The following is a 25,263-nucleotide window of genomic DNA, read 5'->3' as shown; positions in this document are numbered from 1 at the left end:
ATTGAATTTCTTGTAACGCTACAGAGCGTCGCATATACGGCCGCGCCGCGCAACCGGGTTTCTACCTGAAATGGTATCGCTGTGCTGACCTAACGTGGCTTGCTTCAAGCGGTCGTCGGGCCCGGGCTTGTCCGGGGCATCCACGTTCTTCGTACCATCCGGCGAGGCGTGGATCGCCGGGACATAGGCGAGCGGAAGCGACGCCGTCCTTCGGACGGCTATGCCCGGCCATGACGAGGCGGAGGCCTCAGTACTGCGGCTCGTACATCTGGGACTGAACCAGTCCCTTCACGTCGTTCGGCGCGGGTCCGTCCGCGAGCCCGCGCTGAAAGGCGACATCGGCGACGGCGGCGGCGATACGCACCGAGACTTCGCGGATGCGTGGCAGCGCCGGGTAGAGGCTGCCTTGCGCGAGATCGTCCTTGCCGACGCAATCGGCGAGCGTATGGGCGGCCGCCATGAACATCTCGTCCGTGACCAGCCGCGAGCGGCTGGCGATGACGCCGAGGCCGACGCCCGGGAAGATGTAGGAGTTGTTGCCCTGGCGCGGCACGAAGGTTCGGCCGTTGAGCTTGACGGGGTCATACGGACTGCCGCAGGCAAACAGCGCGCGGCCTCCGGTGTAGCGGTAGGCGTCCTCCGCCGAACATTCGGCCTTCGAAGTCGGATTGGAGAGCGCGAACACGATCGGCTGCTCGTTGAGCTCGGCCATCGCCTTGAGCACGTCGGGCGTGAAGGCGCCACCGACCGCGGCAACACCGATGATGGCGGTCGGCTTCAGCGTCCTGATCGCGGTGAGGAAATCGGCGATCGGCGCCTGACCGGCATGGGCATAACGGAGCTTGTGACCGGACAGGCCTTGGCGGGCGCCAACGACGAGGCCGCGGGAATCCACCAGCCAGTTGCGCCGAAGCGCCTCGGCTTCAGAGGCACCTTCCGCCATCATCGCGGACGTCACGAGATCGGCGATGCCGGTCGCGGCCTCGCCGGCGCCGAGGAACAGGATGCGCTGGTCCTTCAGCTTGCCGCCGTTGACGCGCAGCGCCGAAAACAGGCCGGCGAGCGCCACCGCAGCCGTGCCCTGGATGTCGTCGTTGAAGACGCAGGCCTCATCGCGGTATTTGTGCAGCAGCTTGAACGCCGAGTGGTTGGCGAAATCCTCGAACTGGATCAGCACACCCGGAAAGGTCTTTCGCGCGGCGACCATGAACTCGTCGACGAAGCTGTCATAGGCCTCGCCCGTGAGCCGCCGCTCGCGCAGGCCGAGATAATACGGGTCCTTCAGGAGCTCTTCGTTGTTGGTGCCGACGTCGAGCACGATCGGCAGGCACGTTTCGGGATGCACGCCGGCGCAGGCCGAATAGAGCGAGAGCTTTCCGACCGGAATGCCCATTCCGTTGGCGCCGAGATCGCCGAGGCCGAGGATGCGCTCGCCATCGGTGACGACGATCAGCTTGGCCGGATAGGGCCAGTTCTTCAGGATCTCGGCGATCTGGCCGCGATCGCGCGAGGAGATGAACATGCCGCGTGGCCGCTGGAAAATCAGGCCGTATTTCTGGCAGGCGAGCCCGACCGTCGGCGTGTAGATGATCGGTTGAATCTCGTCGATATTGTCGACGACGACGCGGAAGAACAGCGCCTCGTTGCGGTCGTGCAAGGCATTCAGCGCGACATATTTCTCGAGATCGGTCGGCAGCGTGCGCAGATTGACCAGCACGCGCTCGACCTGGGTCTCCATCGTCAGCACGCAAGGCGGCAGCAGGCCGCGCAGGCCGAGATCGTCGCGCTCCTGCGCGGAGAAGGCGGTGCCCTTGTTGAGCAGGGGATCGCGCAGCAGCGCCATGCCGTGCACGGAATCGGACGATGTCGAATGGGCGCTGACCCGAGCAGGTCTATTCACGAATTCCCCCAGGGAGTTTCTTATTGAAGGGCGAGCATTGTCGGCCAGCACTCACCTGAGATCAAGGACGCAGAAAACTGCGGCAAGCATTGTGATCCCGCACCGCAGCGAGGTTTTGGTGACAGACCGGTCGTCGTGCGCACGAAAAGGTTAACGCCGCGAGGCTGTCGTTCTCCTCATGGTGAGGAGCGCGGAACGCGCGTCTCCGGACGATGCTTTGCATCGCCGGGCGAACCACGCAGGCCCTGCTCTCGCTTGCGGCGCATCCTTCGAGACACCCGCTCCGCGGGCTCCTCAGGATGAGGCAGTGGTATTATTCCGCCTTGATGTCGGCGGCCTTCACGATCGGCCACCATTTCTCGGTCTCGGCCTTCTGGAAGGCTCCGAGCGCTGCGGGCGTCTGCTGATCGGGCGGAGGAATCTCCTGCCCCAATTCGCCAAACCGCTGCTTGACGGTGGGATCGGCAAGCACGGTGACAATGGCCGCGTTGAGCTTTGTGACGATCTCCTTCGGCGTGTTCTTCGGTGCCCAGATGCCGTGCCAGTAGGAGATGTAGAGACCGGGCAACCCCGCCTCGTCGACCGTCGGGATATCGGGCGCGGAGGCGAGCCGCGTCGGCGACGTCACCGCGAACGCCTTGATCGCACCGTTCTTGTAGTGCGGCAGCGAGTTCGAGGCCTGATCGAACATGATGTCGATCTGCCCGGCCACGAGGTCGATCATGGCGGGCCCCGCGCCGCGATACGGCACGAACTGGAAGTCGGTGCCGGTCCTCTCCTTGAAGAAGACACCGGCGACGTGGGCCCCCGTGCCGGCGCCGGCCGTGCCGGCAGTCACCTTGCCGGGGTTGGCCTTCAGCCACGCGATCATCTCTTTCAGAGTGTTGGCTTCGAGCGTCTTCCGGCCGACGATGAGCTGCGTGCCCATCGCGATCGTCGCGACCGGCTCGAAATCGGCGATCACGTCGTATGGCAGCTTGAAGATCGCGCCGTTGAGCACATGCGTGCCCCAATGGCCGATCGTGATCGTGGTGCCATCAGGCGTTGCGCGCGCGACGCGGGCGCCGGCGATGCTGCCGGAGGCGCCGGCGATGTTCTCCACCACGATCGACGTGTGCAATTCAGCGGCGATGCGTTCGGACAGGATGCGCGCCAGCGTATCGGTCGGACCGCCCGCCGCGAACGGCACCACGAGGGTGATCGGCCGCGACGGAAACGGCTGGGCGCTTAGCGGCGCGATCAACCCATAGGCGATCAGCCCAGCAATGACGATCGCATGATTATGCAATCCGGCCCACAGCCCCCGCATCAGTCTCCCCCCACGCTTTTTGTCGCCCGCATGTTGTCAGCAGGCTGGAGCCGGAGTGAACGCTGCGGCGCGGGCCGAGGCAAGCTGAAAATGATGTCGGACAGCTTAGCACTACTTTGGCAGATTGTTGATTTTGCCGCGATTTATAGGATTCCCGAATCAATTGTTCAATGATTCATGGGTGGTCGGCTCTTGGAGGGCTGACCATGCCGGGATGGGAAGACGAACTCGAACGCTGGCTGATGCCGTTCTTGGACCGGCTGGGTCATAAGACCCGACAGCGGATGTGTCCTCTATATGTTGCGGGATTGATCGGTCCTGGCGATCGCAAGAGCGTTCAGCCGATGGCGGAACGCCTTGCCACGAGCAACTACGACCAGTTGCACCATTTCATTGCGGACGGCGTCTGGAACGCGACGCCGCTAGAGACAGAGCTGCTCAACCAGGCGGACCGACTTGTCGGCGGCAGGGATGCGGTGCTGGTTATTGATGACACCTCACTGCCGAAAAAGGGTGAGCGATCGGTCGGTGTTGCGGCTCAATACGCGTCGGCTCTCGGTAAAACTGCAAATTGCCAAACGCTGGTGTCTTTAACGCTTGCGCGCGGGGAAGTGCCCGTGATGGTCGCGTTACGTCTCTTTCTGCCTGACAGCTGGACAAGCGACATGCCTCGCTTGAAGCGCGCTCGCGTGCCAGTCGAACACCGAACGCCGCGGTCCAAGCCGGAGATCGCTTTGGCCGAGATTGACCGCGCGATGGCAGCCAACATACGCTTTGGATGTGTGCTGGCGGATGCAGGATACGGCCTCAGCGCGCCGTTTCGACAAGGGCTAACAGAGCGCGGGCTGGCCTGGGCGGTCGGTATCCCTCGGCACCAGAAAGTGTATCCGGTCGATGTGAAGCTCATTTGGCCGATCACCAAAGCCCGTGGCAAACCACGAAAGCACCACGTGCCCGATATCTTATCGATTGCGGCAGAACAAATGCTGGCCAGCGCCAAATGGAAAACCGTGAGTTGGCGCAGCGGGACGAAAGGTCGGCTCAAAGCCCGATTTGCTGCTCTCCGTGTCCGCACCGCCGACGGCCCTCCGCAGCGGATATGGGATAAAGGTCAGCAGCATCTCCCAGGCGACGAAGCCTGGCTCATTGGCGAGCAACGTGCCTCCGGGGAGAAGAAATACTATCTCGCCAATCTTCCGGCGACGACGGATCTGCGCACGCTGGCCGCCACCATCAAGGCACGGTGGATTTGTGAGCAGGCGCATCAACAGTTGAAGGAGGAACTTGGACTTGATCACTTCGAAGGGCGATCATGGCAAGGTCTTCATCGCCACGCCCTTATGACAATGATTGCCTACGCCTTCCTGCAACATCGTCGCCTCGCAAACGCGGGGCGAAAAAAAAAGAATCAACGGGCCTCCGCCTCAACCGACTATGCCCGCCGTACGTCACGCCATCGTCGATCTCATCCTTCGGCCGCCGCCCCAGCAGTGCCCATATTGCCGAAAGCAAATCCTTGAAAAACAGCGGCGAAAACACATTCTGCCAAAGTAGTGTTAGGACATGTACTCATAAACTCGCGCTGCACTTCGTCTGAGGTCCACTCTGCCTCCGATACCGGCCGCGTTGGCGCACCTCACCCTAGGTCCGAGTTGGGCCATGTGTGGAAATCGCGTGGGGCCCGCTCAGCTGGCGTTAGTGCTTCATTGGCGCGTGTCCGACCGATGATCCGCAGGCTCGGCAAATCGCACGATGGGACCCCGCCTGCTCAATCGCTCAAGAACTTCTTTCTTACTTTCAGCAAGCCGATCAACATTATTGACCACAAACGTGTGATTACCTCCGCACTACTGGTCGCACCCGCTCCACTGGGACATGGTCGCCGTTTTTGCTGACGACCTTCAGAAACACTTCTTCCCGAGTCGCTTTGTCGATCATGCGGGCAGATCCTTTGCCGAGATGCTCATCTCCCCATTGGCTCAATGCCATCAGCACAGGCAATAGCTTGATGCCGGCTTTGGTGGGTTCGTATTGATAGCGCTTTCGCGCCCCCGGCTCCTTGTAAGGAGTTTTTTCAAAGATTCCGTACTCAACAAGTTTTTCCAGGCGCTCAGACAGCACCGCTCTTGGTATGCCCAAAAACGTTTGAAAGTCCTGGAAGCGGCGAACCCCCCATGAGGCCTCGCGCAAGATCAACAAGGTCCAGGTTTCACCAACAATCTCGAGCGTTCGCTTGATGGAGCAGTTGTTTTTTAGCTCCAACATCAAGCGAAGATCCAGCTCGGGCGAATGCGCTTTTTCTGAGTTCATTTTTCATACACAGGTTGACGTTAATGACAGTTCGTTATATGAACTTAGCATGGTTTGGCGTCGAGCGGTCAGGGAACCGTAAGATTACTTGGCGGAATGAGCCATACAGCTCTCGCGGAGGGGACAATGAAGTTTCTGCAAATGTCTAAGTTTGGCAAACCCACCGAGGTGGTTGAAGTTGTCGAAAGCGATCCACCCCCACCGCCGGCAGCAAATGAAGCCACGGTCGCGGTCGAATACTCAGCGATCGGACTTGCTGAACTTCTGATGATCCGTGGCATGTATGCGATCAGGCCGCAGCCGCCCGCGCCGCTCGGGAACGAAGCTATTGGCCGCGTTGTCGCCTTAGGAGCCTCGGTTAAAAATGTAAGGACTGGCGATCGTGTGGCCATTCCGATCGGGCTTCCCGTGTGGAGACAGGCCATCACGGTGCCGGCCACCGATCTCATCGTCTTGTCTGAGCAAGCCGATCCCCAACAGATGTCAATGCTTCGGATCAATCCGCTCACAGCGGCATTGCTCCTAACCGAGTATGTCGAACTCGGCAAGGACGACTGGGTCATCCAGAACGCCGGCAATTCCGGTGTGGGACGCAGCGTCATTGCGTTTGCAAAGGAGTTCGGACTGCGCTCGGTAAGCCTCGTGCGCAGACCCGAGCTGGTGGATGAGCTGAAGTCAGCCGGAGCTGACGTCGTCCTTGTCGATGGACCCGACGTTGTGAAGCAGGTCGCAGCGGCGACCGGCAAGGCTAAAATCAAGCTGGGCATCGACGGCGTGGGTGGCGAGTCCTCGCACTCGGTAGCGTCTTGCCTCGCGTCGAACACCAAGATGGTCGTCTATGGCGGCGTCAGCGGAAAGCCCGCGGCCATGAGTCCTCTGAACATCATTTTCAAGCAGATGACCCTGGAAGGGTTTTGGCTGGGATTTCCGCGCTTTCGAGATGCACACGAAAAGCTTGCGGCTCATACGCGGACAGCCGAGCGACTGATCGCCGAAGGCAAACTGCACGTTCCGGTCGCCGGCGTTTATTCGCTCGAGCAGGCAACTCAGGCCATGGCGCATGCGCAAAAAGGCGGGAAAGTCCTTCTGAAACCCAACTAATGGATGATCAACGGTCAGGCGCCCTGAATTCTAAGCGCCTGAAACCGCAGCTAGTGCGATATCGAAAGCGATGGCCCTAATTCCAATAGGGCGAACCGGAGGACACATGACTGCTCTTTTAGATCTGGTGCTTGAGTCTCACGGAACTCTTGAACGATGGCGAAAATTCAACGCGATCGACGTGAACCTCTCGATGCATGGTTCGCACTGGACTAGAAAGGGATGGGATGGTGTCTTCGAAAATGTTCAATTGAAGGCGCAAACGAAAGAACAGCGAACTTGCTTTACGCACTTTACCGAAGAAGGCGTGCAAAGCATCTACGAACCGGATCGTGTTCGGCTAGAGACAATCGACGGGAAGCTTATCGAGGAGCGCGTACATCCAAGAAATGCGTTTGAAGGACATACTCTTCAGACGACGTGGGATAGGCTGCATCTGGCTTACTTTACCGGGTATGCACTTTGGAATTATCTGAATACTCCATTTATGTTTGTCACTGAGAGTGCCAAAGCGGAAGAGATAGACCCGGCGACCGACCAAGGCACGGTACGCCGGCGGCTCAAGATCACTTTTCCCGAGAAGGTTGGAACTCACTGTCCGGACCAGATATTCCACGTCGATGAAAACGGGCTCATCGCTCGTTTGGATTATACCACACTCGTGGCAGGTGGTGCTCCAGCCGCGCACTACATGTCCGAGTACAAGAACATTCAAGGGATTATGATGCCAACCAAACGGCGCGCGTTCAGGAGAAACCCGGACGGAAGTATAAATACCGAATCTGTCCTCGTCGGTATCGATATCTCTGCAATTGCTTTGACTTAAAAAAGCATTCAGACGGCAGGAAGCACGCAAGCAAATGGGTACCCCCCGACTGCCCCATGGCGCGCGCCGTGGGTGTCATCGGCGATTGGGGTAGACACAATCGACTTGAGGAGCGCGTACATCCAAGAAAAACGTTTGAAGGACACGCGCGAGTACGTTCATGGCGTGGACACAAACGAACTTAAGGGCAAGGCGGGGCCAAAAGGCGCCACCTCCTCTGTTCTGAGTTATCGTTGGCATGCCGACTTCCGGTTTGGATCACGAGCCGCCGATCACACGTAAGGTCGGACACTTCCGCTTTCGATTGGCAAGCCGACGTTTATGGACAGACTCTCTAGCCGACCGCTCGCCTTGGCGTCAGATGAGCGGCGCCATCAGCCGGCGGCGCGATGTGCATCAGGATGGTCTGGGTGGCGGATGCGACCTCGATGCCGTTGTGCTGGAAACGCTGCTTCATGCGGCGGTTGAATTCGCGCTGCACCGGCCAGCGGCCGGCCTCGGTGCAGCGGATCTGGCCGACGATCGACACCATGGCGCCGTCGACCTTGTCGATGCCCCAGAGCTCGAGATCGCCGCGGATCAGACTGCGGAATTCCACCTCGCGGCGCATCTCGTCGACGATGTCCTTGAGGATCTGGCCGGCGCGGTCGGTATCCTCCTTGTAGGCGACGTTGACGCTGACGGACGCATTGCCGGCGCCGCGGCTGGCATTGGTGATAGTCGTGACCGCGCTGAACGGCACGATGTGCACGGCACCGTCGCCGGCACGAAGCCTGATCGTGCGGATCGAGACGTTCTCGACCACGCCCGATAGCCCGGACACGCTGACGCTGTCGCCGACCTGGACGGTGTTCTCCAGCAGCAGGAACAGGCCGGTGATGAGATCCTGCACCAGCTTCTGCGAGCCGAAGCCGATGGCGATGCCGACGATGCCGGCGCCCGCCAGCAGCGGCGCGACGTTGACGCCGATCTCGCTGAGCGCCGTGAGCCCGACGACAGTGGCGATCACGCACAGCAAGGCCGTGCGCAGCATCGGCTGAAAGGTCCGCAGCCGCGCGGCCCGGGCATAGTGCCCATCGCGCGACAGCGTATTGATCTGGCGGTCCAGCAGCGCGTTGCTGGCTTCCCAGATCGCAGCTGCGATGAACACGGCAAGTCCGATCGTCACCACCGCCGAGATCAGCCGGCTGCCGATCTGGCCCCCATAAAACCATACGATGGCGTCGACGCCCCAGACTTCGAGCACGGCCACCAGGCCGATGAAGGCGATCACGCCGGATACGATCTTGCGCAGCAGCGGCAGGTAGCGGTTGGCGCGGATCTCGAGGCCCGGAAAGCGCTGGAGGATCTCGGGCTTGATGCGGAAGCCGCGGTCGATCAGGCCCAGCGTCAGCATGATGGCGACACGCGTGATCAGCGCCACCGCGATGGTGCCGACGAAATATTGCAGCAGCAACGAATAGCCGTTGCGAATGTTCAGCGCCCACACGGCCCACAGCGCAAGGTCGAGCGCGATGGCGAGATAGTGCCAGCCGCCCGCGATGCGGTTGCGCAGTCGCGCCGCGATCCCCTGCCGGTCGGCCGGCGCGCGGATCGCTTCGGCGACCTGGCGGCGGCATTGCAGGATGATGACGACGATGAAGAGATGCACGACCAGCATCACCATGCGCAGGAGCGCGGCGTAGCCGCCGCGATGCAGGCCGAGCAGCAGCGCGACATTCGCAAAGGCGATGCCGGAGACGCCGACACCGACGATACGGCGCGCCCAGATCTCGATATAGGCGGCGGTTTCGGCCTTGACCGGAAACAAGCCGAACGGTCCCGCCAGCACACGGACCACACAGAAGAGCCCGCGCGAGAACGCATAGGCGTTGACGACGGCGAGGATCACGAGACGGACGGTGGTGGGCCCGCCGATCTCGGTGCCGAGCAGCGCCGTGGCGACGCCGACAAAGACCAACACGGGTAGCAGCTCGAGCAGGAAGCGTCCCAGCACGAGCGGCAGCCGCAGCATGATTTGCCAGGCCCGCGCCAGGCTGTGGCGGCGCATGTGCAGTTCGGGCGCCGGGGTGACATCGGCCACGGATGACGGCGGATCGGCAATGGGCAACACCTGCACCGGCAGACGCGCCGTTTGCGGCATGCGCCCTTCCAGGAACACGACGGGGCGGCGGATCAGACGGAAGATCACCCATTCGGCGCAGAAGGCGCAGCCGAACACCAGCGCAAGCTTCCAGGCGATCTCGATCAGGAGATTGTAGGCCGCGGGATCGTTCGCGGTCCGCACGATCCAGTAATAGAACGCCGGGAAGTGCGTGAGCGTCCTGGCCATATCGGCGACGTCTCGCGAAATCTCGCCGATTTCCTCGGACACGGTGAGCATGAGCTGCGCACCGAGGCCGTCGGCCGCGAGCGGGATCGGCGATTTTGGCTCGGGCGCGGGCTGCTGTGCACCGGACGCATTGGCGATCGCGCGCAGCGTGTCGATCATCTGCGCGCGCTTCTTGTCGTCCTGCAGCGTTTCCAGCGCGCGCTTGGCCTCATCGGGCGACAACGCGGCAGCGCTACTCGTCGGCGGCGCGGCGCGGGCGCAGGAGAGAGATGAGATCGCGATCAAGAGCGCGGCGAGAAGCGCGGAGGCAAGCTTATGCGACACGAGGGATCCCTGGGAAAATGAATGCGACGGCGACGTCGGGCCCGTCACCGCCGAAGCACATGCATCATGTCGGATCGACGCTATTCGCCCGGGCGCTGTGTCGGAAGTTGGCCAATGAGGCGACATTCTCTTGGCATTTGCCGCGGTGCAGTAAACGGGAACCGCGGTCTCAAGGCAGGACGTGCAGCGATCGGAATGCAGGCACGCGGCTGGAAGCTCAACCGCGGCCATTCTTCGAGACGCCCGCCTGCGGCGAGCCCTCAGGATGAGGGATGAATATGCGGCAACATTTCAACGCAGATGGATGCAGCTGAGCCTCATCCTGAGGAGCCGCAGAACGCGGCGTCTCGAAGGACGAGGCGCTCGCTCAGGCGCCGCTGAGACGTCATATGCGACAGCCCTGATATGCGACAGCCCTCCGTCATTCCGGGAGTCGGCCCGGAATGACGGCCGTGAGGAGGAGGAAGAGAGAAGCACGATGTCAAAAGCACGGCGGCCGCGTCACGGCCCTCCGACGTGGATCGGTGTGCAATCGATGTGATGCACAATACAGCGCCGGGCAGGTAGGGGCTATGCCACACTGATGCAGCCCTCTAAACCTTGGCCCGGCGTGCCGTTCGCGGTTTTCTGCCGCTATGCGATAGTCCGAACGAGCTCCATCGCACTTAACGCGGCTGGATCTGCGGAGGTGGTGTCATAGACCTCCCCTTGCTCTTGATGTGGACGTTGCGCGTCGCTTGTTTGCGACCATTGAGATGGTCCTCCCGTGACGAAGAACTGTCAAGCAAGATCAACGGCGCGCAAATCACATTTGAGGGCGCGTTCCATCTGACTGCGACGGATTCGCTTGCAGCGAAATGCGAGAAGTGGGCGAATTGCGAGGCCGCCCTTCCCGCCAATGTAGAACGCTTCTGCTACCGGTGGACGCGAGTACTGAGGAATTTGGGGATGATCACATCATGCCCCTGTTTTGCCCGACGAGTCAAACGATTTCGTTAAATCCGCAAGCGCTCGCGCTGACCTTCAAGTCATTGATTTCGTTATCCCCGGCTACTGTGCATGGGGTTGTTTTCGCGTTTTTGTTTCTTGCCCGCCTTCTCCTCCTTCTCCAGCGCCTTGCGCACCTCGTCGAATTCACCCGCCGAGGCCTTGTCGGCGCGAGGGAAGCGCAGATCGAGCTTTTCGAGCGCCGCGACGATGGCCGACCCGATCACGACGCGCGCGAACCATTTGTGGTCGGCCGGCACGACATACCACGGCGCATGAGGCGTTGCCGTGTGCCGGACGATGTCCTGATAGACCGCCTGGTAGCGCGGCCACAGCGCGCGCTCCTTAATGTCGTCCATGGAGAACTTCCACTGCTTGGACGGATCCTCCAGCCGGTCGAGGAAGCGCTCGCGCTGCTCGTCTTTGGACAGGTTGAGGAAGAACTTCAGCACCACGGTGCCGTTGCGCGCGAGATAGCGCTCCCACGCACAGATGTCCTCGAACCGCTCCTTCCAGATGTTCTTGGTGACGAGCATTGACGGCAGCTTCTCCTTGGCGAGGACCTCCGGATGCACGCGCGTCACCAGGCATTCCTCGTAATGGGAGCGGTTGAAGATGCCGATATGCCCGCGCTCCGGCAGCGCGACCACGTGGCGCCAGAGGAAATCGTGATCGAGCTCCTTGCTGCTCGGCGCCTTGAAGGCACTGACCTCGCAGCCCTGCGGATTGATCCCCTCGAAGATCGCCTTGATCGCGGAATCCTTGCCGCCGGCGTCCATCGCCTGGAACACGATCAGTACCGACCAGCGGTCCTGGGCGTAGAGCTTCTCCTGAAACGCGATCAGCCGCTTCATGTTGGCATCGAGAATCTCCTGGGCCTTCTCCTTGTCGAGGTCGCCCTTCTCGTTGGTCTTGTGATCCTTGAGATGAAACTTGCCCGAACCATCGTAGCGGAACGGCGTGATGTAGCGGTCAAGTTCCTGGGCGAGCGATTTGGACGACTTCTTGCTCATGAGCGCGGGACACCTTGCGTTGCGGCTTCAATCGGTCGAGCAAGCTACCAAGGATACCCTTGGGAAGGAATATGATGAAAAGGACGAGCAACACGCCGTAGACGAGATTGTCCCAGCCGACCGCCTTGGTGCCGAAGCCGATGCGCAGGGTCTCGGCCAGCATAATCGTGATGATAGCGCCGAAGGTCGGGCCGAGCGAGACGAACAGGCCGCCGACGATGGCCGCGAACACCATCTGGAGCGACACCGCGATGCCGCTGACGGTATCAGGCGTGATGAACATCTGGTACTGGCAGTAGAGCGCGCCGGCCAATGCCGTCATCAGCGCGCTGAGCAGCGTGATCTTCAGCTTCTCCGCGGTGACGTCGACGCCGGCGGCGGCCGCGGCGTCCTCGTCCTCCGAGATCGCCTCCAGCGCATAGCGGGCCATGCTGCGGTCGACCCAGTGCCAGACCACGATGCCGAAAAGCCAGACCCCGAGCGCGATCAGGTACCAGGTGATCTTGTCGTCGAATTGCAGCGACCAGAGCTTGTTGCCCGCGGCCCGGTTCGGCGTGTAGCCGAGCGAGCCGCCGGTGTAGTCGCGCGTCGCCGTAATGACCTGGAGCACGATGCCGGAGAGCGCGAGCGTCACCAGCACGAAATAGTGCCCGGTGATGCGGAAGCGGAAACAGGGATAGCCGACGATCAGCGCCAGCGCGCCGGCCGCGACCATGCCGATGGGGATGCCGATCCAGGGCGACCAGCCCAGGTGATTCCAGAGTAGCGCGGTGACATACGCGCCGATTCCCATGAAACCGCCGTGGCCGAGCGAGACGAGGCCGAACCGCCCCATCATCGACCAGGACGTATAGGCGAACGACCAGATCAGGATCAGCACCAGGATGTGCAGATGATAGGGATCGCGATAGACGAAAGGCAGCGCGACCAGCGCCGCCAATCCGATCCCCCAGGCTGCAAGCCGTCCCCGCCCCATCATCGGCGCCTCGCGAGCAGGCCCGCGGGCCGGATGAACATCATGACGATGAAGAACGCGAAGGCAAGCACATAGCCCCATTCGAGATCGGAGAACAGGCCGCCGAGCGAGATGATCTCGGCGAACACGAAGGCGGCGATGAAGCCGCCGATGAAATTGCCGAGGCCCCCGAGCACGCAGATCAGGAAGGTGATCGGGCCGAACGACAGGCCGACGAAGGGATGCACGTCATATTGCAGAACCAGCAGGCATGCTGCGAGCCCGGCCAGCCCCCCGCCGATCGCAGAGGTAATGAGATAGATCCGCTTCGTGTCGACGCCCATCAGCGCCATGATCTGCCGGTCCTGCGAGATCGCCCGGATCGCGGTCCCTGTGAAGGTCCGCGTCATGAACAGATAGACCGCGACCATGCCGACCAGCGCGGCCAGGAAGGACAGCAGTCGCGCGTAGCTGAAATTCATGTCGCCGAAGGCGAGCACCGGCAGGCGGATGCCGAGGTTACGGAAGTCGATGCCGAAGGCGACCGTGGCAAAGCTCTGCAGCACGAACAGCACCCCGCCGGTCGCCAGCAACTGGTTGATTGGCGGCGCCGTGAGCAGCGGCGCGATCACGAGGTAATGCAGCGCCGCGCCGAGCACCGCGACCAGCAGGATGGTGAGCGGCGCGGCGACGAAATAGCTGATGCCGTAATACTGCACCAGGAAGTACATGGCGTACATGCCGATCATCACCAGCTCTGCGTAGCAGATCCAGGTCACGTCGATGACGCCGAAGATCAAATTGAGCCCGAGCGCGAGCAACGCCAGCACGCCGCCGAGCAGGATGCCGTTGATCACGGCCTCCAGCAGGTAGATGTCGAAAATGTCCAGAAATGCTTGCATGCCTGCATGAACCTCACACCCCGAGATACGCTTCCTTGACCGTGTCGCTCGCCAGCATCTCGGCCGAGGTGCCTGAGGACCTGATCGTACCCGCCTCGATCAGATAGGCGCGATCGACCACTTTCAGCACCTGCTGCACATTCTGCTCGACGATCAGCACGGTCAGCCCGCTGGCGCGGATCCGCTTCACCAGCTCGAACACCTGCTGCACCACGACCGGCGCGAGCCCCGCCGACGGCTCGTCGAGCAGCAGCAGCTTTGGATTCGACATCAGCGCGCGGCCGATCGCGCACATCTGCTGCTCGCCGCCGGACATGGTGCCCGCCATCTGGTGGCGGCGCTCCTTCAGGCGCGGAAACAGCTCGAACACCACGTCCAGCCGCTCGGCATAGTGGCCGCGCGCCTCCTGCATGAAGGCGCCCATCTTGAGATTGTCGTCGACCGAGAGCTGCGGAAACAGCCGCCGGTTCTCCGGCACATGCGCGATCCCGAGGCTGACGATCTTGTGCGGCGGCGTGGCCACGACGTCGACGGCTTCCATTCTGATCGCCCCACGCGAGGGGCGGATCAGGCCGGAGATGACGCGCATCAGGGTGGTCTTGCCGGCCCCGTTGGGACCGATGACGCCGACGGCCTCACCCGCCCTCACGTCGAGATCGACGTCGAACAGTGCCTGGAAGGTACCATAGCCGGCATTGACGCCGCGGAGCTCCAACATCACTGCACCCCCGCGCGGCGGCGCGCTGCGGCGGCAGCAGCCTGCGTGGTCTCGGCATCGGTGCCGAGATAGACCTCGATGACACGGGGATCGCCGGCAACGGCACTCGGCAAACCTTCCGAGATCTTCTCGCCGTGATCGAGCACCATGACGCGATCGACGACGCGCATCAGCACGCCCATGATGTGCTCGACCCAGATGATGGTAATGCCGAGCTCGTCGCGGATGTTGCGGAGCATGTTAGCCGCCTGCCCCATCTCGGCCTCGTCGAGGCCGCCGAGGCTCTCATCGGCCAGCAGAAGTTTGGGCGCGGTGGCGAGTGCTTTCGCCAGTTCGAGCTTTTTCAGGCCGGCTGCGCCGAGGCCGTCGACGCTGGCATGGCGATCGGTCGGCAAGCCGACCATCGCCAGCGAGCGCTCGGCCGCCTCCTCGGCCCTGGCACGGCTGTGGCGGCCCTGGCCATAGAATCCGGCGAGCGCGACGTTCTCGAAGATCGTCAGGCGGCGGAATGGTCGCGGGATCTGGAAGGTGCGGCCGATGCCGCTGTTGATGATCCGGTGCGGCGGAAGGCCCGCGATCTCGGAGCCGTCGAACAGGATCGAACCGGACGTCGGCGCCAGTGTACCCGAGAGCATATTGAAGATCGTGCTCTTGCCCGAGCCGTTGGGGCCGATCAGGCCGAGGATCTCGCCCTGATCGACTTTGAACGACACATTGTTGACGGCGGTGAAGCCACCAAACCGCTTCACCAGCCCGCTGACTTCCAGCACCGTCCCGCTCTCCTCTCTGCGCGCATTTGCGCTACTGATTGCTGTAGGTGGTGCCCTTCGGCAGCGGCAGCACAGCCTCGCGCTGCGCCTGACTCTTGGGCCACACCACGGAGGACTTGTCGTCGATGTACTGGATCACGACCGGGAACGAGCGCTCGTTCTGCCCGGCCATCGGCGTGCCCTCGCCGTAAAACTTCACGCCGAAGCCGAGCATGGTGCCCCCTTCGGGAATATCAGTATCGAGGGCAGCCTTGCGCAGCGCATCCGGATCGACCCCGCCATACTTCTTGATCGCGCGCGGCAGCACGTCATTCATGAACACATAGGTGTTGGACGCACCGATGCCGACATGCGCCGAGCGGATCGCGACGCCGGGCCGGATCTTGTCGAATTCCTCGCCAACCATCTTGATCACAGGCGGGAGCTTGGGATCCATGGTCTTCTGGTTGGCAAGCCAGATCGAGATCGGGTCTGTGTTGAAGATGTAGGTGGCATCGGCTCCCATGCCTTCCTTCAGTTTTTCATAGACGCCGTAACCCGCGCCGTGCCCCATCAGCGCGCCGAACTTCAGCCCCTGCTCGCGCGCCTGACGCAGCAACAGCGTGATATCAGGGTTGTAGCCAGTGTGGAAAATGACATCAGGCTTGGCGCGCTTCAGCTTGGTCACCAGCGCGGAGAGGTCAGGCGCGGTGGCTGAATAACCCTCCTTCATCACGACGTTGAATCCCGCCTTCTTCGCGCCGGCCTCGTTGCCCCTGGACACGTCGACGCCATAGGCGCCGTCTTCGTGAATGATGGCGACGCGCAGATCCTTCGGCTCCTTGTCGAACTTCGCCTTGGCATTCTGCGCGATGAAATCCATGGTCATCATGCCGAACTGGTCGCCGCTCGCCTGCGGGCGGAAGACGTATTTGTAACCCTTCTCGTTGAACACGGCCGACGAGATGCAAGTCGTCATCCACATGAACTTCTTGAGCTGCTCGACGCGGGCCGCGACCGGCACACATTGCGCCGAGGAGAAGAAGCCGAGCACCATGTCGACCTTTTCCTGCTCGAGCAGGCGGACGGATTCGTTGATCGCGATGTCGGGCTTGCTTTGCGCATCGGCATAGACCGCTTCGATCTTGTAACCCTCGACGCCGGTCTTGGCGAAATGGTCGAGAATGATCTTTGCGCCGATATAGCCGAGTTCAGAGCCACCGCCGGCGAGAGGCCCGGTCAGATCGAAAACGACGCCGATCTTGATCTTCTTCTCTTTGCCTTGATCCTGGGCCTGGGCGGACAGCGCCAAGCCTGTCGCCGATACCGCGACCAACAGCCCACGTACCAAACGGGCAGCCATGCGCACGCGCATCAAAACCTCCCTGGACGATTGTGCATTGCATTCTTTTTGGTTTTATATTTTCGCCCATCACATGGGCTGAGCGCAGCGATGTCAAGCCTCGCGCATCAGCGCAACGCGAACTGCTGCTCGACGAAGGCCGTGACAAATCGCGGCATGGACGGCGTGAGATCGCTCACCCCGCGCACGAGATGAATGGCCGAGAGCTCTGGCTCGGCCTCGTCCGCCAGATTGGCTTCGATCCGCGCACGCGCCACATCACCCGGCATGTCCAGGTTGACGATTTGCAACATCGCAATCGTCGGGCCGGTGACGACGCAGTGCCAGTCCGGCTCGACCCGATAGTCGGCGGCGGTCAGGCCGGTCTCTTCCTCGAGTTCGCGGATCACGCTGCCGGGAATGTCCAGCGTGTGGCCCCTGACGTCTTCGAGATCGGGCGTACCGGACGGGAAATAAATCCGGCCCGCATTGGCGGTGTGCTGCGCCATCTCACCCATGACGAAGGCGCCGTCGGAGGCGCGCAACGCGCCCATGCCAAAACCGTTGAACACGGCCTTGTCGGGAAAACCCCAATCGCGCCAGGCGAGGAAGCTCGCGAAATCGGTCTCGAAATAGGTCGCAGAAAGATGCCCGTCGGCGAACGTTGCATCACGCCCGAGCAGGACGCGACCGTTCCAGATCTTTGGCCGCTCGCGCTGCTTCTCGGCGAAATGCGTGGCGATCTCGGCGCGCCGCTCCTCCGCGAACGCCCAGACGATCGGCCGCACGGCAAGTTCAAGCGTCGTGACCCGATGAATGATTGGTGACGTCATGACGCCTGATGACCACACCTTCGCGTCAGTTATTTGACGCTTCCCGTGGTCTTCTTGGCCTGCTCGACATACTTGTTGGTGAAGGTCTTGCTGACGTCGATCTTGGCGTTGGCGACCTCGGGCGATCCAACGCTGAACACCGCGAGCACGGCGTCGGCGCCCTTCGGGTCCATCTTGCCGGTCTCGGAGAACATTGGGATCGTGTTCTTCAGTGCCGCGAGATAGAGGTCCTTGTTCTTGCCAACCGTCTCCTCCGGCATCTTCGCCATGATCTCCTCGGGCGAGTGCGAGTGGATCCAGGCGAGCGTGCCCAGGATCGCGTTGGTCAGCGCCTGCGTCTCCTTCTCGTGGCCGGCGACCCAGGCCGCGGTCGAGTACAGCGCGCCGCCCGGATATTCGCCGCCGAACGTCTCAAGTGTATCCTTTTGCGTGCGGGTGTCCGAGAGGATGCGCAGATCCTTGTGGCTGCCCTGGAGCACGGTCACGGAGGGATCGAGCATCACGGCCGCATCGATCTGGCCCTGCTCCATGGCGGCGACCGCAGTGGCGCCGAGGCCAACGCCGATCACGGCGGTGCTGGCGGGATCGACGCCATTCTTCTTCAGCATATACTTCAGGAAGAAGTCAGTGGAGGAGCCGGGCGCGCTGACGCCGACCTTCTTGCCGGCGAGGTCCTTGATCGACTTGATCTCGTTGGTGTGCGACGGCGAAACCACCAGCACGAGGCCGGGATAACGGTCATAGACCACGAAGGCCTGAAGCTCCTGCTTCTTGGCCGCGAGGTTGACGCAATGGTCGAAATAGCCGGAGACCACGTCGGCGCTGCCGCCGAGCACGGCCTTGAGCGCGTCCGAGCCGCCCTTGAGGTCCACGAGCTCAACGTCGAGACCCGCCTTGTCGTATTCGCCGAGCTGCTTTGCCAGCACCGTCGGCAAATAGCACAAACAGGAGCCGCCGCCGATCGCGATCGTGACCTTGCTTTGCGCCGCGGCAAGACCGGTGGTGAGCGTCAGCGCGAGCAGCGCGCCCGCGAGCCTGGCTATCGTGTTCTTCATTGGTTTCCTCCGTTCGGCTGGCGGCACCATAAAGCAGCCGGGCTGGCTTGAGAAGCAGGACCGAAGGCGCTGGCCATCGGCCTTTCGGCGCAATAGCATGAAGCCCACAAGAACAATTCTTGATGGGGAGGATCATCCATGAATCGCCTTGCAATCGGACTGTCGATCGCCACCGCTTTTGCCGCCGGATGCGGCGCAACCCACCTGCTGCGGCCGGCGCTGGCCGCGGAGAACATCCCTCCGCAGATCATCCACACCGGCGAGATGGAGGGCGACGCGCTCGGGAATGCCAACGCCGTCGGCTACCGCTCCAAGACGTTCGCAAGCGCCGATGGCGCCACCATCTCGATCCAGGTCGGCAATGTGCCCAAGCACATGCATCCCAACACCAACGAGATCCAGTACATCTTAGAGGGCACCGGCACGATCTGGTTCGGCGACAAGGAGGTCACGGTGAAGCCGGGCGACCTCGTCATCATCCCGAAGGGGACGCCGCATGGCGGCACCAAGCCGATCAGCGGACAGGTCAAGGCGATCGCGATCAAGACGCCGCCGCAGGCCCCCGATGACACCAAGCTGCTGGATTGAGCTTTCGCGATCCGGGGCTCGCGCGGTGCGCGGGCCCCTCGCGGCTTAGCCACGCCCGTCCACGGTCGGGCGCCAGACCAGCAGTCTCCGCTCCACCAATGTCACGCCAAAATCGATCAGGATGACGAAGGCCGACAGCACGAACATGCCGGCGAAGACGCCGGCGACGTCGAATATGCCCTCGGCCTGCTGAATGAGGTAGCCGAGCCCCGCCGCCGATCCCAGATACTCGCCGACGACGGCACCGACCACGGCAAAACCGACCGACGTGTGCAGCGAGGAGAACATCCACGACAGCGCCGAAGGCCAATAGACGTGCTGCATCAGCTGCCGCTCGCTCATGCCGAGCATGCGGCCGTTGTCCAGCACGGTGCGGCTGACCTCCTTGACGCCCTGATAGACGTTGAAGAACACGATGAAGAACACCAGCGTCACGCCGAGCGCGACCTTGGACCAGATGCCCAGCCCAAGCCACAGCGCGAAGATCGGCGCCAGCACCACACGCGGCAGAGCGTTGACCATCTTGACGTAGGGATCGAACACCGCGGCGACCAGCGGCTGGCGCGCGAACCAGAAGCCGATCAGCACACCGCCGGCCGATCCGATCACGAAGGCCAGGATCGATTCCGTCAGCGTGATGCCGAGATGCTTCCAGATCACACCGGACGAGAACCATTTGACGATCTGGGCGAAGACATCGACCGGATTGGAGAAGAAGAACGGCGGCAGCAGGATCTTGCCGAACACGGGCACGGTCGACAGCAATTGCCACAGCGCGAGGCAGACCACCGCGACCAGCACTTGCAGCGTAAGCAGCGTGACGCGCGACATCAGACCGCCTCCGCCGCTTGCGTGGACTGCGCATAGCCCTTCATGACCTCGTCCTTGAGCACGCTCCAGATCTCGCGATGAAGCGCATGGAATTCCTTGTCCAGCCGCACTTCGAAAATGTCGCGCGGGCGCGGCAGGCTCACGCGCCAGTCGCCGATGATGCGGGAGGACGGCCCCGCCGACATGATCACGACGCGGTCGGCGAGCGCGATCGCCTCTTCCAGATCATGGGTGACGAACAGCACGGCCTTGCGGTCAGCGTTCCAGAGGTCGAGCAACAGGTTGCCCATCACCTGCCGGGTCTGTGCATCCAGCGGTCCGAACGGCTCATCCATCAGCAGGATCTTTGGATCGCGGATCAGCACCTGCGCCAGCGCCACGCGCTTGCGCTGGCCGCCCGAGAGCATGTGCGGATAGCGGTTGGCGAAGGCACCCAAGCCGACCGAGGTCAGCCATTTCTGCGCCCGCGGCAGTGCCTCGCTGCGCGGCGTGCCGCTGACTTCGAGCCCGATCGCGACGTTGTCGAGCGCGGTCTTCCAGGGGAACAGCGCATCGGCCTGGAACAGGTAGCCGGCGTCCCGGTTCAGCCCGGCAAGTGGCTGGTCGAATATCCTGACGCTCCCCGCAGCCGGCTTCAGCAGCCCGGCCGCGACGTTGAGCAGTGTTGATTTCCCGCAGCCGGTCGGGCCGACGATGGCGACGAACTCGCCCTGCGCCACCGTCAGATGCGCCTTCTCCACCGCCGTATAGACCCGCCCGTCCCCCAACTGGAACGCGACCTTGGCATCTTCCAGCGCCACTGCCGTAGGCGTTATCATATGCTTCCTCCGAACTTGGCCCGATGCCTTAGCCGCTCGCGCGACCAAGTTCAATCAAGCCGCCAAGCGTGCTACGCATGGGCCTTGTCATCCCCTCCCTTCCCCCTCCCTTCCCTGGGGCGGGTCAGCGCAGTGAGCCCCGCCCGATGCCGTCCAGGCCGATGATTGGCTATGCCCACGTCACCAAGAGCTTCGGCGCGCTCAAGGCCGTGGACGATGTGTCACTCGACATCGCCGAAGGCGAATTTGTAGCCGTCGTCGGCGGCTCGGGTTCGGGCAAGACGACGCTGCTGCGGCTCGCCAACCGCCTGATCGAGGCGGATGGGGGCACGATCACGGTCGAGGGCGACGACGTGCAATCCGTCGATCCGGTCGCGCTGCGGCGCCGCATCGGCTACGTTTTCCAGAGCGGCGGACTGTTCCCGCATCTGAGCGTCGCCGACAATATCGGGATCACGCCGAAGCTGCTCGGCGTCTCGGCAGCGGATATCGCAACACGGGTCGATGAGTTGCTCGAGCTCGTGCAGCTCGACCGGGCCGCCCATCGCGGGCGGTTGCCGGATGCGCTCTCGGGCGGCCAGCGCCAGCGTGTCGGCGTGGCGCGGGCGCTTGCGGCAAGGCCCCGCATCGTGCTGATGGATGAGCCATTCGGCGCGCTCGATCCCCTTACCCGCGATGCGCTCGGCGACGATTTTCGCGAGCTGCACCGCAAGCTCGGCCTGACCACCGTGATGATCACCCACGACATGACGGAAGCGATCCTGCTCGCCGACCGCATCGCGGTGATGCGCAGCGGGAAGCTGCTGGCGCAGGGCACGCCAGTGGAGCTCTCGAAAAGCAGCGACGCCTACGTGCTGGAGCTGCTGCGGACGCCGCGACGCCAGGTCGAGCGATTGAACGCGCTGCTGCTAAAGGGCGGGGCGGCATGAGCCTTTTCACGGATCCGCGTTGGGGCGAAGCGCTGGCGCATTTGCCCGACTATCTCGGCAACCACGTGCGGGTGAGTCTCGCCGCGCTTGCGCTCGGCCTGATCGTCAGCCTGCCGCTGGCGATTCTGACGCGCAACCGTCCCACGCCGCGCGCTGTGCTGCTCGCGCTCGCCAGCATCGTGCAGACGGTGCCCGGGCTTGCGCTGCTCGCGCTGTTCTATCCGCTCCTGCTGCTCGCGGCCTCCGTGGCGCTGGCCTGGTTCGGCGTCTCCTTCTCCGCTTTCGGCTTCCTGCCGGCGATGCTGGCGCTGGCGCTCTATTCGATGCTGCCGGTGCTGCGCAATGGCATCACCGGCCTCAACGGCATCGATCCCGCGCTGATAGAGGCTGCCAAAGGCGTCGGAATGACCGCGCGGCAGTCGCTGGTGATGGTCGAACTGCCGCTGGCGCTGCCGGTCATGATGGCGGGGATCCGCACCGCCGCGGTGTGGGTGATCGGCACCGCGACGCTGTCGACCCCGATCGGGCAGACCAGCCTCGGCAATTACATCTTTGCCGGGCTCCAGACCCAGAACTGGGTGTTCGTGCTGTTCGGCTGCTTTGCCTCGGCCCTGCTGGCGCTCGCCGTCGATCAACTGCTCGGCCTGGTCGAGAGCGGCCTGCGCTGGCGCAGCCGCGTGCGTGCGGCGCTTGGCGCGGCCGGGATCGCGGCACTGGTCGCCGCAACATTGGTGCCGACGATGGGGCGCTCGTCACAGAACTATGTCGTCGGCGCCAAGACGTTCGCCGAGCAGTATGTGCTGTCGGCGCTGATGCGGGACCGGCTTCAGGCCGCCGGTCTCGCCGCCGTCGCACGCTCCGGTCTCGGCTCAAGCGTGATCTTCGAGGCGTTGAAAGCCGGCGATATCGATCTCTACGTCGATTATTCCGGCACGCTCTGGGCCAATCAGCTTCACCGCACGGACATCAAGCCGCGCGCGGAGCTGTTGGCGGAGCTGCAGACAACGCTTGCGAAGGAGAACATCACCCTGCTCGGCGAGCTCGGTTTCGAGAACGCCTATGCGCTGGTGATCCCGAAGAAGCGCGCCGAGGCGCTTGGCATCCGCACCATCGCCGATCTCGCCGCGCATGCTTCGACCCTGTCGATCGCCGGCGACTATGAGTTTTTCTCGCGACCCGAATGGGCGGCGCTGCAAAAGGCCTATGGCCTCTCGTTCCGCGCCCAGCGCCAGATGCAGCCGGACTTCATGTATGCGGCCGTCGCCAGCGGCGAGGTCGATGTCATCGCCGGCTACACCAGCGACGGGTTGATCGCAAAATACGATCTCGTTGCGCTCGACGATCCCAGGCACGCGATCCCGCCCTACGATGCGATCCTGCTGCTGGCCCCAAAGCGCGCCGGCGACGAACGGCTGCGGGCCGCGGTGAAGCCGCTGCTCGGCAAGATCGACATCGCGACCATGCGCGAAGCTAATTTGCGCGCCGCCGGCAATGACGCGAATTCGTCGCCGGATGCAGTGGCGAAATGGCTGTGGGAGAAGGTGGGTGGGCGGTAGCCGCGCCATTCGTTCGATGTCGTCCTGGCCTTCGCCAGGACGACGTTGGAGAGACGCTACAGCCCCCTGATCATCCCCGCATCGATCAGCAGCCGGTTAAGCCGGCGCGCTTCGGCCCCGTCCTTGCATCCGTAGAATATGCCCTTGCAGCGGAGCATGATCTCCTTCTGCTCGGCGAAGGACGGATCGAGCGGGATGCCGGCGGCTTCCTGGATAACCAGCGGCAGATACGGGCCGTCGACCGTGTCCATCACGGCCTCGCTTTTCACCGGCTCGAAATTGACGGCGTCGATCGCGTAGTAAGTCGCGTAGAGACGTGCGTCGTAGGCGTCGAGCTTCTTGCCGAGAGCGCCCTCGTCGAGCCCGGGCTCGAGGATACCGGGCGCGAATTCCGGCTGATGATCGCCGTAGCGCACGATCAGGAAGGGTTCGCCGGGAAATTTCTTCTTCAAGCCCGCGAGGAAAGCGTTGTACTGCTCGGCGCTCATCGCCTGCCGCCGCAGGTACTCGTCGATGGACGGCACATTGCCCGGTGCGCGCCAGTTCGGCAGCAGATCCGGGCGGAAGCGCGTCTCCCAGGGGAAATGATTGGCGCCGAGATAGATGAAGGTGAACAGCGGCTTGTTCGGCGTCCGCTCGCCCATCAGCCGGAGCGCCTTGTCGTAGAAGAAGCTATCCGGCTCGACATCCTTGGCGCCGAGATCCTTGGAGTCGAGAAAGCGTTCGATGCCGGTCGTCACCTGAAAGCTGCGCGCGGCCATGAAGCCGCCATAGGCGGGGTACAGCGACATCGTGTCGTAGCCGCAGCGGCGCAGCGCCAGCGGCAGGCCGCGCTCGACACGGCCTGTTGCAATGCGCGTCACGAAATAGGCGAAGCGGCCGAACGAGCGCGACGACAACCCCGCGAGCACGTTGTATTCGGTGAACCAGCTCGGCCCGCCATTGCTCTCGGCCAGGAACGCGCGCTCCTTGCCGTCCCAGGATTTGAAATGGCTGCCGTAGCCGGCCGGCACCTTGATGCCCTGCGCGGCGCGGATGTCGAAGCTCGATTCATCATGGACCATGATGATGTTCGGCCGCCGGCCGGCAGGATGGCAGGCATCGACCAGCGGCATGTTGAGCCGTTCGTTGGTCGAAGCGGCCGACTCCATGAAGCCGTATTGCGCGAAGTCGGAGACCGCGCTGACGCCGGAGCGGAAGAACTTCGAGAGATAGCCGTCGTCGTAATAGCCGCGCCAAGCCTCGTCCGGATGGTGGAGCGAATAGCCGACCAGCGCGGCGAGGCAGGCGAGCATCGAGGCGAGCGCCGGTAGCCTACGGATGCGGAATGGGTCGAGCCACCACAGCGCATACATCAGCGGCAGCGTGACCAGGCCGGCCCCGATCACCGACCAGCGCAAATTCGGGAAGATCGTGAACAGGAACGCCACCGTGTCGCGGTCGATCATCATCAGGTCGATGAAGTTGGCCGTCATCTGCACGACGTCGTGCTTCAGCCGTGACAGCAGCACCAGCACCACGACCATAGTCAGCGACAGCGCACCCGAGAGCGCCGGCCGCCGCAGCAGCGCGATCCAGAAGAAGTTGAGGATGCCCCAGGCCAGCACGAAGGAGAGCCGTGCGCCGAAATCCGTCTCGGTCTCGTACATCAGGACGAGCGCCGCGAGATGCGGCGCTGCAACCGCGAGCAGCCGCCAGATGCCGAGCGCAGCGACGCTTGCCAGCACGGCGGTCGTGGCAGAAGGACCTGGATTGGGCGCGGACGCCATCGACGACACGCAACTGCTGGTCCGGCACGGTGATGCCGAGCCGGCTGACCGGGCCTGCGGCGTTCGGCGCAGCCGGAAGGCCTGCACCGTGTCATAAAACTGTAATTGAACGGTCA

Annotated in this window: 21 protein-coding genes; 6 read left to right on the top strand and 15 right to left on the bottom strand. The window is 62.9% G+C overall.

What is annotated here, in order from left to right; translation table 11 throughout:
- Window positions 1-247: 247 nt before the first annotated feature.
- Complete coding sequence (locus tag IVB07_RS10455) at window positions 248-1,900, bottom strand: NAD-dependent malic enzyme (protein ID WP_083926483.1); 1,653 nt, start codon at window positions 1,898-1,900, stop codon at window positions 248-250.
- Between the two features lie 313 nt (window positions 1,901-2,213).
- Entirely contained in the window at window positions 2,214-3,209 is a 996-nt protein-coding gene (locus IVB07_RS10450; protein WP_085350245.1) for a tripartite tricarboxylate transporter substrate-binding protein, read from the bottom strand.
- Window positions 3,210-3,379: 170 nt separating this feature from the next.
- Between IVB07_RS10450 and IVB07_RS10445 the strand changes: the two genes are divergently transcribed.
- Window positions 3,380-4,729: an IS701 family transposase gene (locus IVB07_RS10445; RefSeq protein ID WP_247284244.1), complete on the top strand. Its 1,350-nt coding sequence runs from the start codon at window positions 3,380-3,382 to the stop codon at window positions 4,727-4,729.
- 316 nt (window positions 4,730-5,045) lie between these two features.
- Here IVB07_RS10445 and IVB07_RS10440 read toward each other — a convergent pair whose 3' ends face one another.
- Window positions 5,046-5,519 (bottom strand): helix-turn-helix domain-containing protein, encoded by a 474-nt coding sequence (locus tag IVB07_RS10440; protein WP_018454364.1) that lies wholly within the window; start codon window positions 5,517-5,519, stop codon window positions 5,046-5,048.
- 126 nt (window positions 5,520-5,645) lie between these two features.
- Between IVB07_RS10440 and IVB07_RS10435 the strand changes: the two genes are divergently transcribed.
- Together IVB07_RS10435 and IVB07_RS10430 are read left to right on the top strand one after the other, a co-directional pair.
- Window positions 5,646-6,620: a zinc-dependent alcohol dehydrogenase family protein gene (locus tag IVB07_RS10435; protein WP_247361229.1), complete on the top strand. Its 975-nt coding sequence runs from the start codon at window positions 5,646-5,648 to the stop codon at window positions 6,618-6,620.
- 106 nt (window positions 6,621-6,726) lie between these two features.
- Entirely contained in the window at window positions 6,727-7,446 is a 720-nt protein-coding gene (locus tag IVB07_RS10430; protein WP_018454362.1) for a hypothetical protein, read from the top strand.
- A 334-nt stretch (window positions 7,447-7,780) separates the two neighbouring features.
- On the opposite strand, the gene IVB07_RS10425 is transcribed toward IVB07_RS10430, so the two are convergent.
- The 9 genes from IVB07_RS10425 to IVB07_RS10385 all read right to left on the bottom strand — a co-directional run bounded on the left by IVB07_RS10425 (window position 7,781) and on the right by IVB07_RS10385 (window position 18,656).
- Entirely contained in the window at window positions 7,781-10,102 is a 2,322-nt protein-coding gene (locus IVB07_RS10425) for a mechanosensitive ion channel domain-containing protein (protein WP_018454361.1), read from the bottom strand.
- 1,040 nt (window positions 10,103-11,142) lie between these two features.
- Window positions 11,143-12,102, bottom strand: a complete 960-nt coding sequence (locus tag IVB07_RS10420; RefSeq protein WP_018454360.1) for a polyphosphate kinase 2 family protein — start codon at window positions 12,100-12,102, stop codon at window positions 11,143-11,145.
- On the bottom strand, window positions 12,062-13,081 hold the full coding sequence (locus tag IVB07_RS10415) for a branched-chain amino acid ABC transporter permease (RefSeq protein ID WP_026232717.1): 1,020 nt from the start codon (window positions 13,079-13,081) through the stop codon (window positions 12,062-12,064). The genes IVB07_RS10420 and IVB07_RS10415 overlap by 41 nt, the downstream gene beginning before the upstream one ends.
- Window positions 13,078-13,959, bottom strand: a complete 882-nt coding sequence (locus IVB07_RS10410) for a branched-chain amino acid ABC transporter permease (protein ID WP_018454358.1) — start codon at window positions 13,957-13,959, stop codon at window positions 13,078-13,080. The genes IVB07_RS10415 and IVB07_RS10410 overlap by 4 nt, the downstream gene beginning before the upstream one ends.
- Before the next feature lie 13 nt (window positions 13,960-13,972).
- On the bottom strand, window positions 13,973-14,677 hold the full coding sequence (locus tag IVB07_RS10405) for an ABC transporter ATP-binding protein (RefSeq protein WP_018454357.1): 705 nt from the start codon (window positions 14,675-14,677) through the stop codon (window positions 13,973-13,975).
- On the bottom strand, window positions 14,677-15,447 hold the full coding sequence (locus tag IVB07_RS10400; protein ID WP_018454356.1) for an ABC transporter ATP-binding protein: 771 nt from the start codon (window positions 15,445-15,447) through the stop codon (window positions 14,677-14,679). Before IVB07_RS10400 ends, IVB07_RS10405 begins: the two co-directional genes overlap by 1 nt.
- 31 nt (window positions 15,448-15,478) lie before the next feature.
- The gene (locus tag IVB07_RS10395; RefSeq protein WP_247294813.1) at window positions 15,479-16,801 is read right to left on the bottom strand and encodes an ABC transporter substrate-binding protein; all 1,323 of its coding nucleotides are present in this window, start codon (window positions 16,799-16,801) and stop codon (window positions 15,479-15,481) included.
- A 95-nt stretch (window positions 16,802-16,896) separates the two neighbouring features.
- A complete protein-coding gene (locus IVB07_RS10390; RefSeq protein WP_018454354.1) occupies window positions 16,897-17,601 on the bottom strand; it encodes a hypothetical protein in 705 nt (234 codons plus the stop codon).
- Between the two features lie 29 nt (window positions 17,602-17,630).
- The gene (locus tag IVB07_RS10385) at window positions 17,631-18,656 is read right to left on the bottom strand and encodes an ABC transporter substrate-binding protein (protein ID WP_018454353.1); all 1,026 of its coding nucleotides are present in this window, start codon (window positions 18,654-18,656) and stop codon (window positions 17,631-17,633) included.
- 138 nt (window positions 18,657-18,794) lie between these two features.
- Between IVB07_RS10385 and IVB07_RS10380 the strand changes: the two genes are divergently transcribed.
- On the top strand, window positions 18,795-19,244 hold the full coding sequence (locus IVB07_RS10380; protein ID WP_018454352.1) for a cupin domain-containing protein: 450 nt from the start codon (window positions 18,795-18,797) through the stop codon (window positions 19,242-19,244).
- A gap of 45 nt (window positions 19,245-19,289) precedes the next feature.
- Here IVB07_RS10380 and IVB07_RS10375 read toward each other — a convergent pair whose 3' ends face one another.
- A complete protein-coding gene (locus IVB07_RS10375; protein ID WP_018454351.1) occupies window positions 19,290-20,075 on the bottom strand; it encodes an ABC transporter permease in 786 nt (261 codons plus the stop codon).
- On the bottom strand, window positions 20,075-20,893 hold the full coding sequence (locus tag IVB07_RS10370; protein ID WP_026232716.1) for an ABC transporter ATP-binding protein: 819 nt from the start codon (window positions 20,891-20,893) through the stop codon (window positions 20,075-20,077). The genes IVB07_RS10375 and IVB07_RS10370 overlap by 1 nt, the downstream gene beginning before the upstream one ends.
- Before the next feature lie 146 nt (window positions 20,894-21,039).
- Between IVB07_RS10370 and IVB07_RS10365 the strand changes: the two genes are divergently transcribed.
- Together IVB07_RS10365 and IVB07_RS10360 are read left to right on the top strand one after the other, a co-directional pair.
- Window positions 21,040-21,822 (top strand): ABC transporter ATP-binding protein, encoded by a 783-nt coding sequence (locus tag IVB07_RS10365; RefSeq protein WP_018454349.1) that lies wholly within the window; start codon window positions 21,040-21,042, stop codon window positions 21,820-21,822.
- Entirely contained in the window at window positions 21,819-23,378 is a 1,560-nt protein-coding gene (locus IVB07_RS10360) for a glycine betaine ABC transporter substrate-binding protein (RefSeq protein WP_018454348.1), read from the top strand. The genes IVB07_RS10365 and IVB07_RS10360 overlap by 4 nt, the downstream gene beginning before the upstream one ends.
- Before the next feature lie 56 nt (window positions 23,379-23,434).
- On the opposite strand, the gene IVB07_RS10355 is transcribed toward IVB07_RS10360, so the two are convergent.
- Window positions 23,435-25,147 (bottom strand): sulfatase-like hydrolase/transferase, encoded by a 1,713-nt coding sequence (locus IVB07_RS10355; protein WP_018454347.1) that lies wholly within the window; start codon window positions 25,145-25,147, stop codon window positions 23,435-23,437.
- Window positions 25,148-25,263 lie beyond the last annotated feature (116 nt).

It is taken from the genome of Bradyrhizobium sp. 172 (assembly GCF_023101065.1).
GTDB lineage: Bacteria > Pseudomonadota > Alphaproteobacteria > Rhizobiales > Xanthobacteraceae > Bradyrhizobium > Bradyrhizobium canariense_D.
This window is presented reverse-complemented; position numbering and strand designations above follow the sequence as displayed.

Coding starts and splice junctions, on each gene's coding strand:
- IVB07_RS10365 (WP_018454349.1), top strand. CDS start 21,040: ATGCCGTCCAGGCCGATGATTGGCTATGCCCACGTCACCAAGAGCTTC.
- IVB07_RS10375 (WP_018454351.1), bottom strand. CDS start 20,075: ATGTCGCGCGTCACGCTGCTTACGCTGCAAGTGCTGGTCGCGGTGGTC.
- IVB07_RS10360 (WP_018454348.1), top strand. CDS start 21,819: ATGAGCCTTTTCACGGATCCGCGTTGGGGCGAAGCGCTGGCGCATTTG.
- IVB07_RS10390 (WP_018454354.1), bottom strand. CDS start 17,601: ATGACGTCACCAATCATTCATCGGGTCACGACGCTTGAACTTGCCGTG.
- IVB07_RS10445 (WP_247284244.1), top strand. CDS start 3,380: ATGATTCATGGGTGGTCGGCTCTTGGAGGGCTGACCATGCCGGGATGG.
- IVB07_RS10415 (WP_026232717.1), bottom strand. CDS start 13,081: ATGATGGGGCGGGGACGGCTTGCAGCCTGGGGGATCGGATTGGCGGCG.
- IVB07_RS10385 (WP_018454353.1), bottom strand. CDS start 18,656: ATGAAGAACACGATAGCCAGGCTCGCGGGCGCGCTGCTCGCGCTGACG.
- IVB07_RS10370 (WP_026232716.1), bottom strand. CDS start 20,893: ATGATAACGCCTACGGCAGTGGCGCTGGAAGATGCCAAGGTCGCGTTC.
- IVB07_RS10435 (WP_247361229.1), top strand. CDS start 5,646: ATGAAGTTTCTGCAAATGTCTAAGTTTGGCAAACCCACCGAGGTGGTT.
- IVB07_RS10420 (WP_018454360.1), bottom strand. CDS start 12,102: ATGAGCAAGAAGTCGTCCAAATCGCTCGCCCAGGAACTTGACCGCTAC.
- IVB07_RS10450 (WP_085350245.1), bottom strand. CDS start 3,209: ATGCGGGGGCTGTGGGCCGGATTGCATAATCATGCGATCGTCATTGCT.
- IVB07_RS10355 (WP_018454347.1), bottom strand. CDS start 25,147: ATGGCGTCCGCGCCCAATCCAGGTCCTTCTGCCACGACCGCCGTGCTG.
- IVB07_RS10440 (WP_018454364.1), bottom strand. CDS start 5,519: ATGAACTCAGAAAAAGCGCATTCGCCCGAGCTGGATCTTCGCTTGATG.
- IVB07_RS10410 (WP_018454358.1), bottom strand. CDS start 13,959: ATGCAAGCATTTCTGGACATTTTCGACATCTACCTGCTGGAGGCCGTG.
- IVB07_RS10380 (WP_018454352.1), top strand. CDS start 18,795: ATGAATCGCCTTGCAATCGGACTGTCGATCGCCACCGCTTTTGCCGCC.
- IVB07_RS10395 (WP_247294813.1), bottom strand. CDS start 16,801: ATGCGCGTGCGCATGGCTGCCCGTTTGGTACGTGGGCTGTTGGTCGCG.
- IVB07_RS10430 (WP_018454362.1), top strand. CDS start 6,727: ATGACTGCTCTTTTAGATCTGGTGCTTGAGTCTCACGGAACTCTTGAA.
- IVB07_RS10405 (WP_018454357.1), bottom strand. CDS start 14,677: ATGTTGGAGCTCCGCGGCGTCAATGCCGGCTATGGTACCTTCCAGGCA.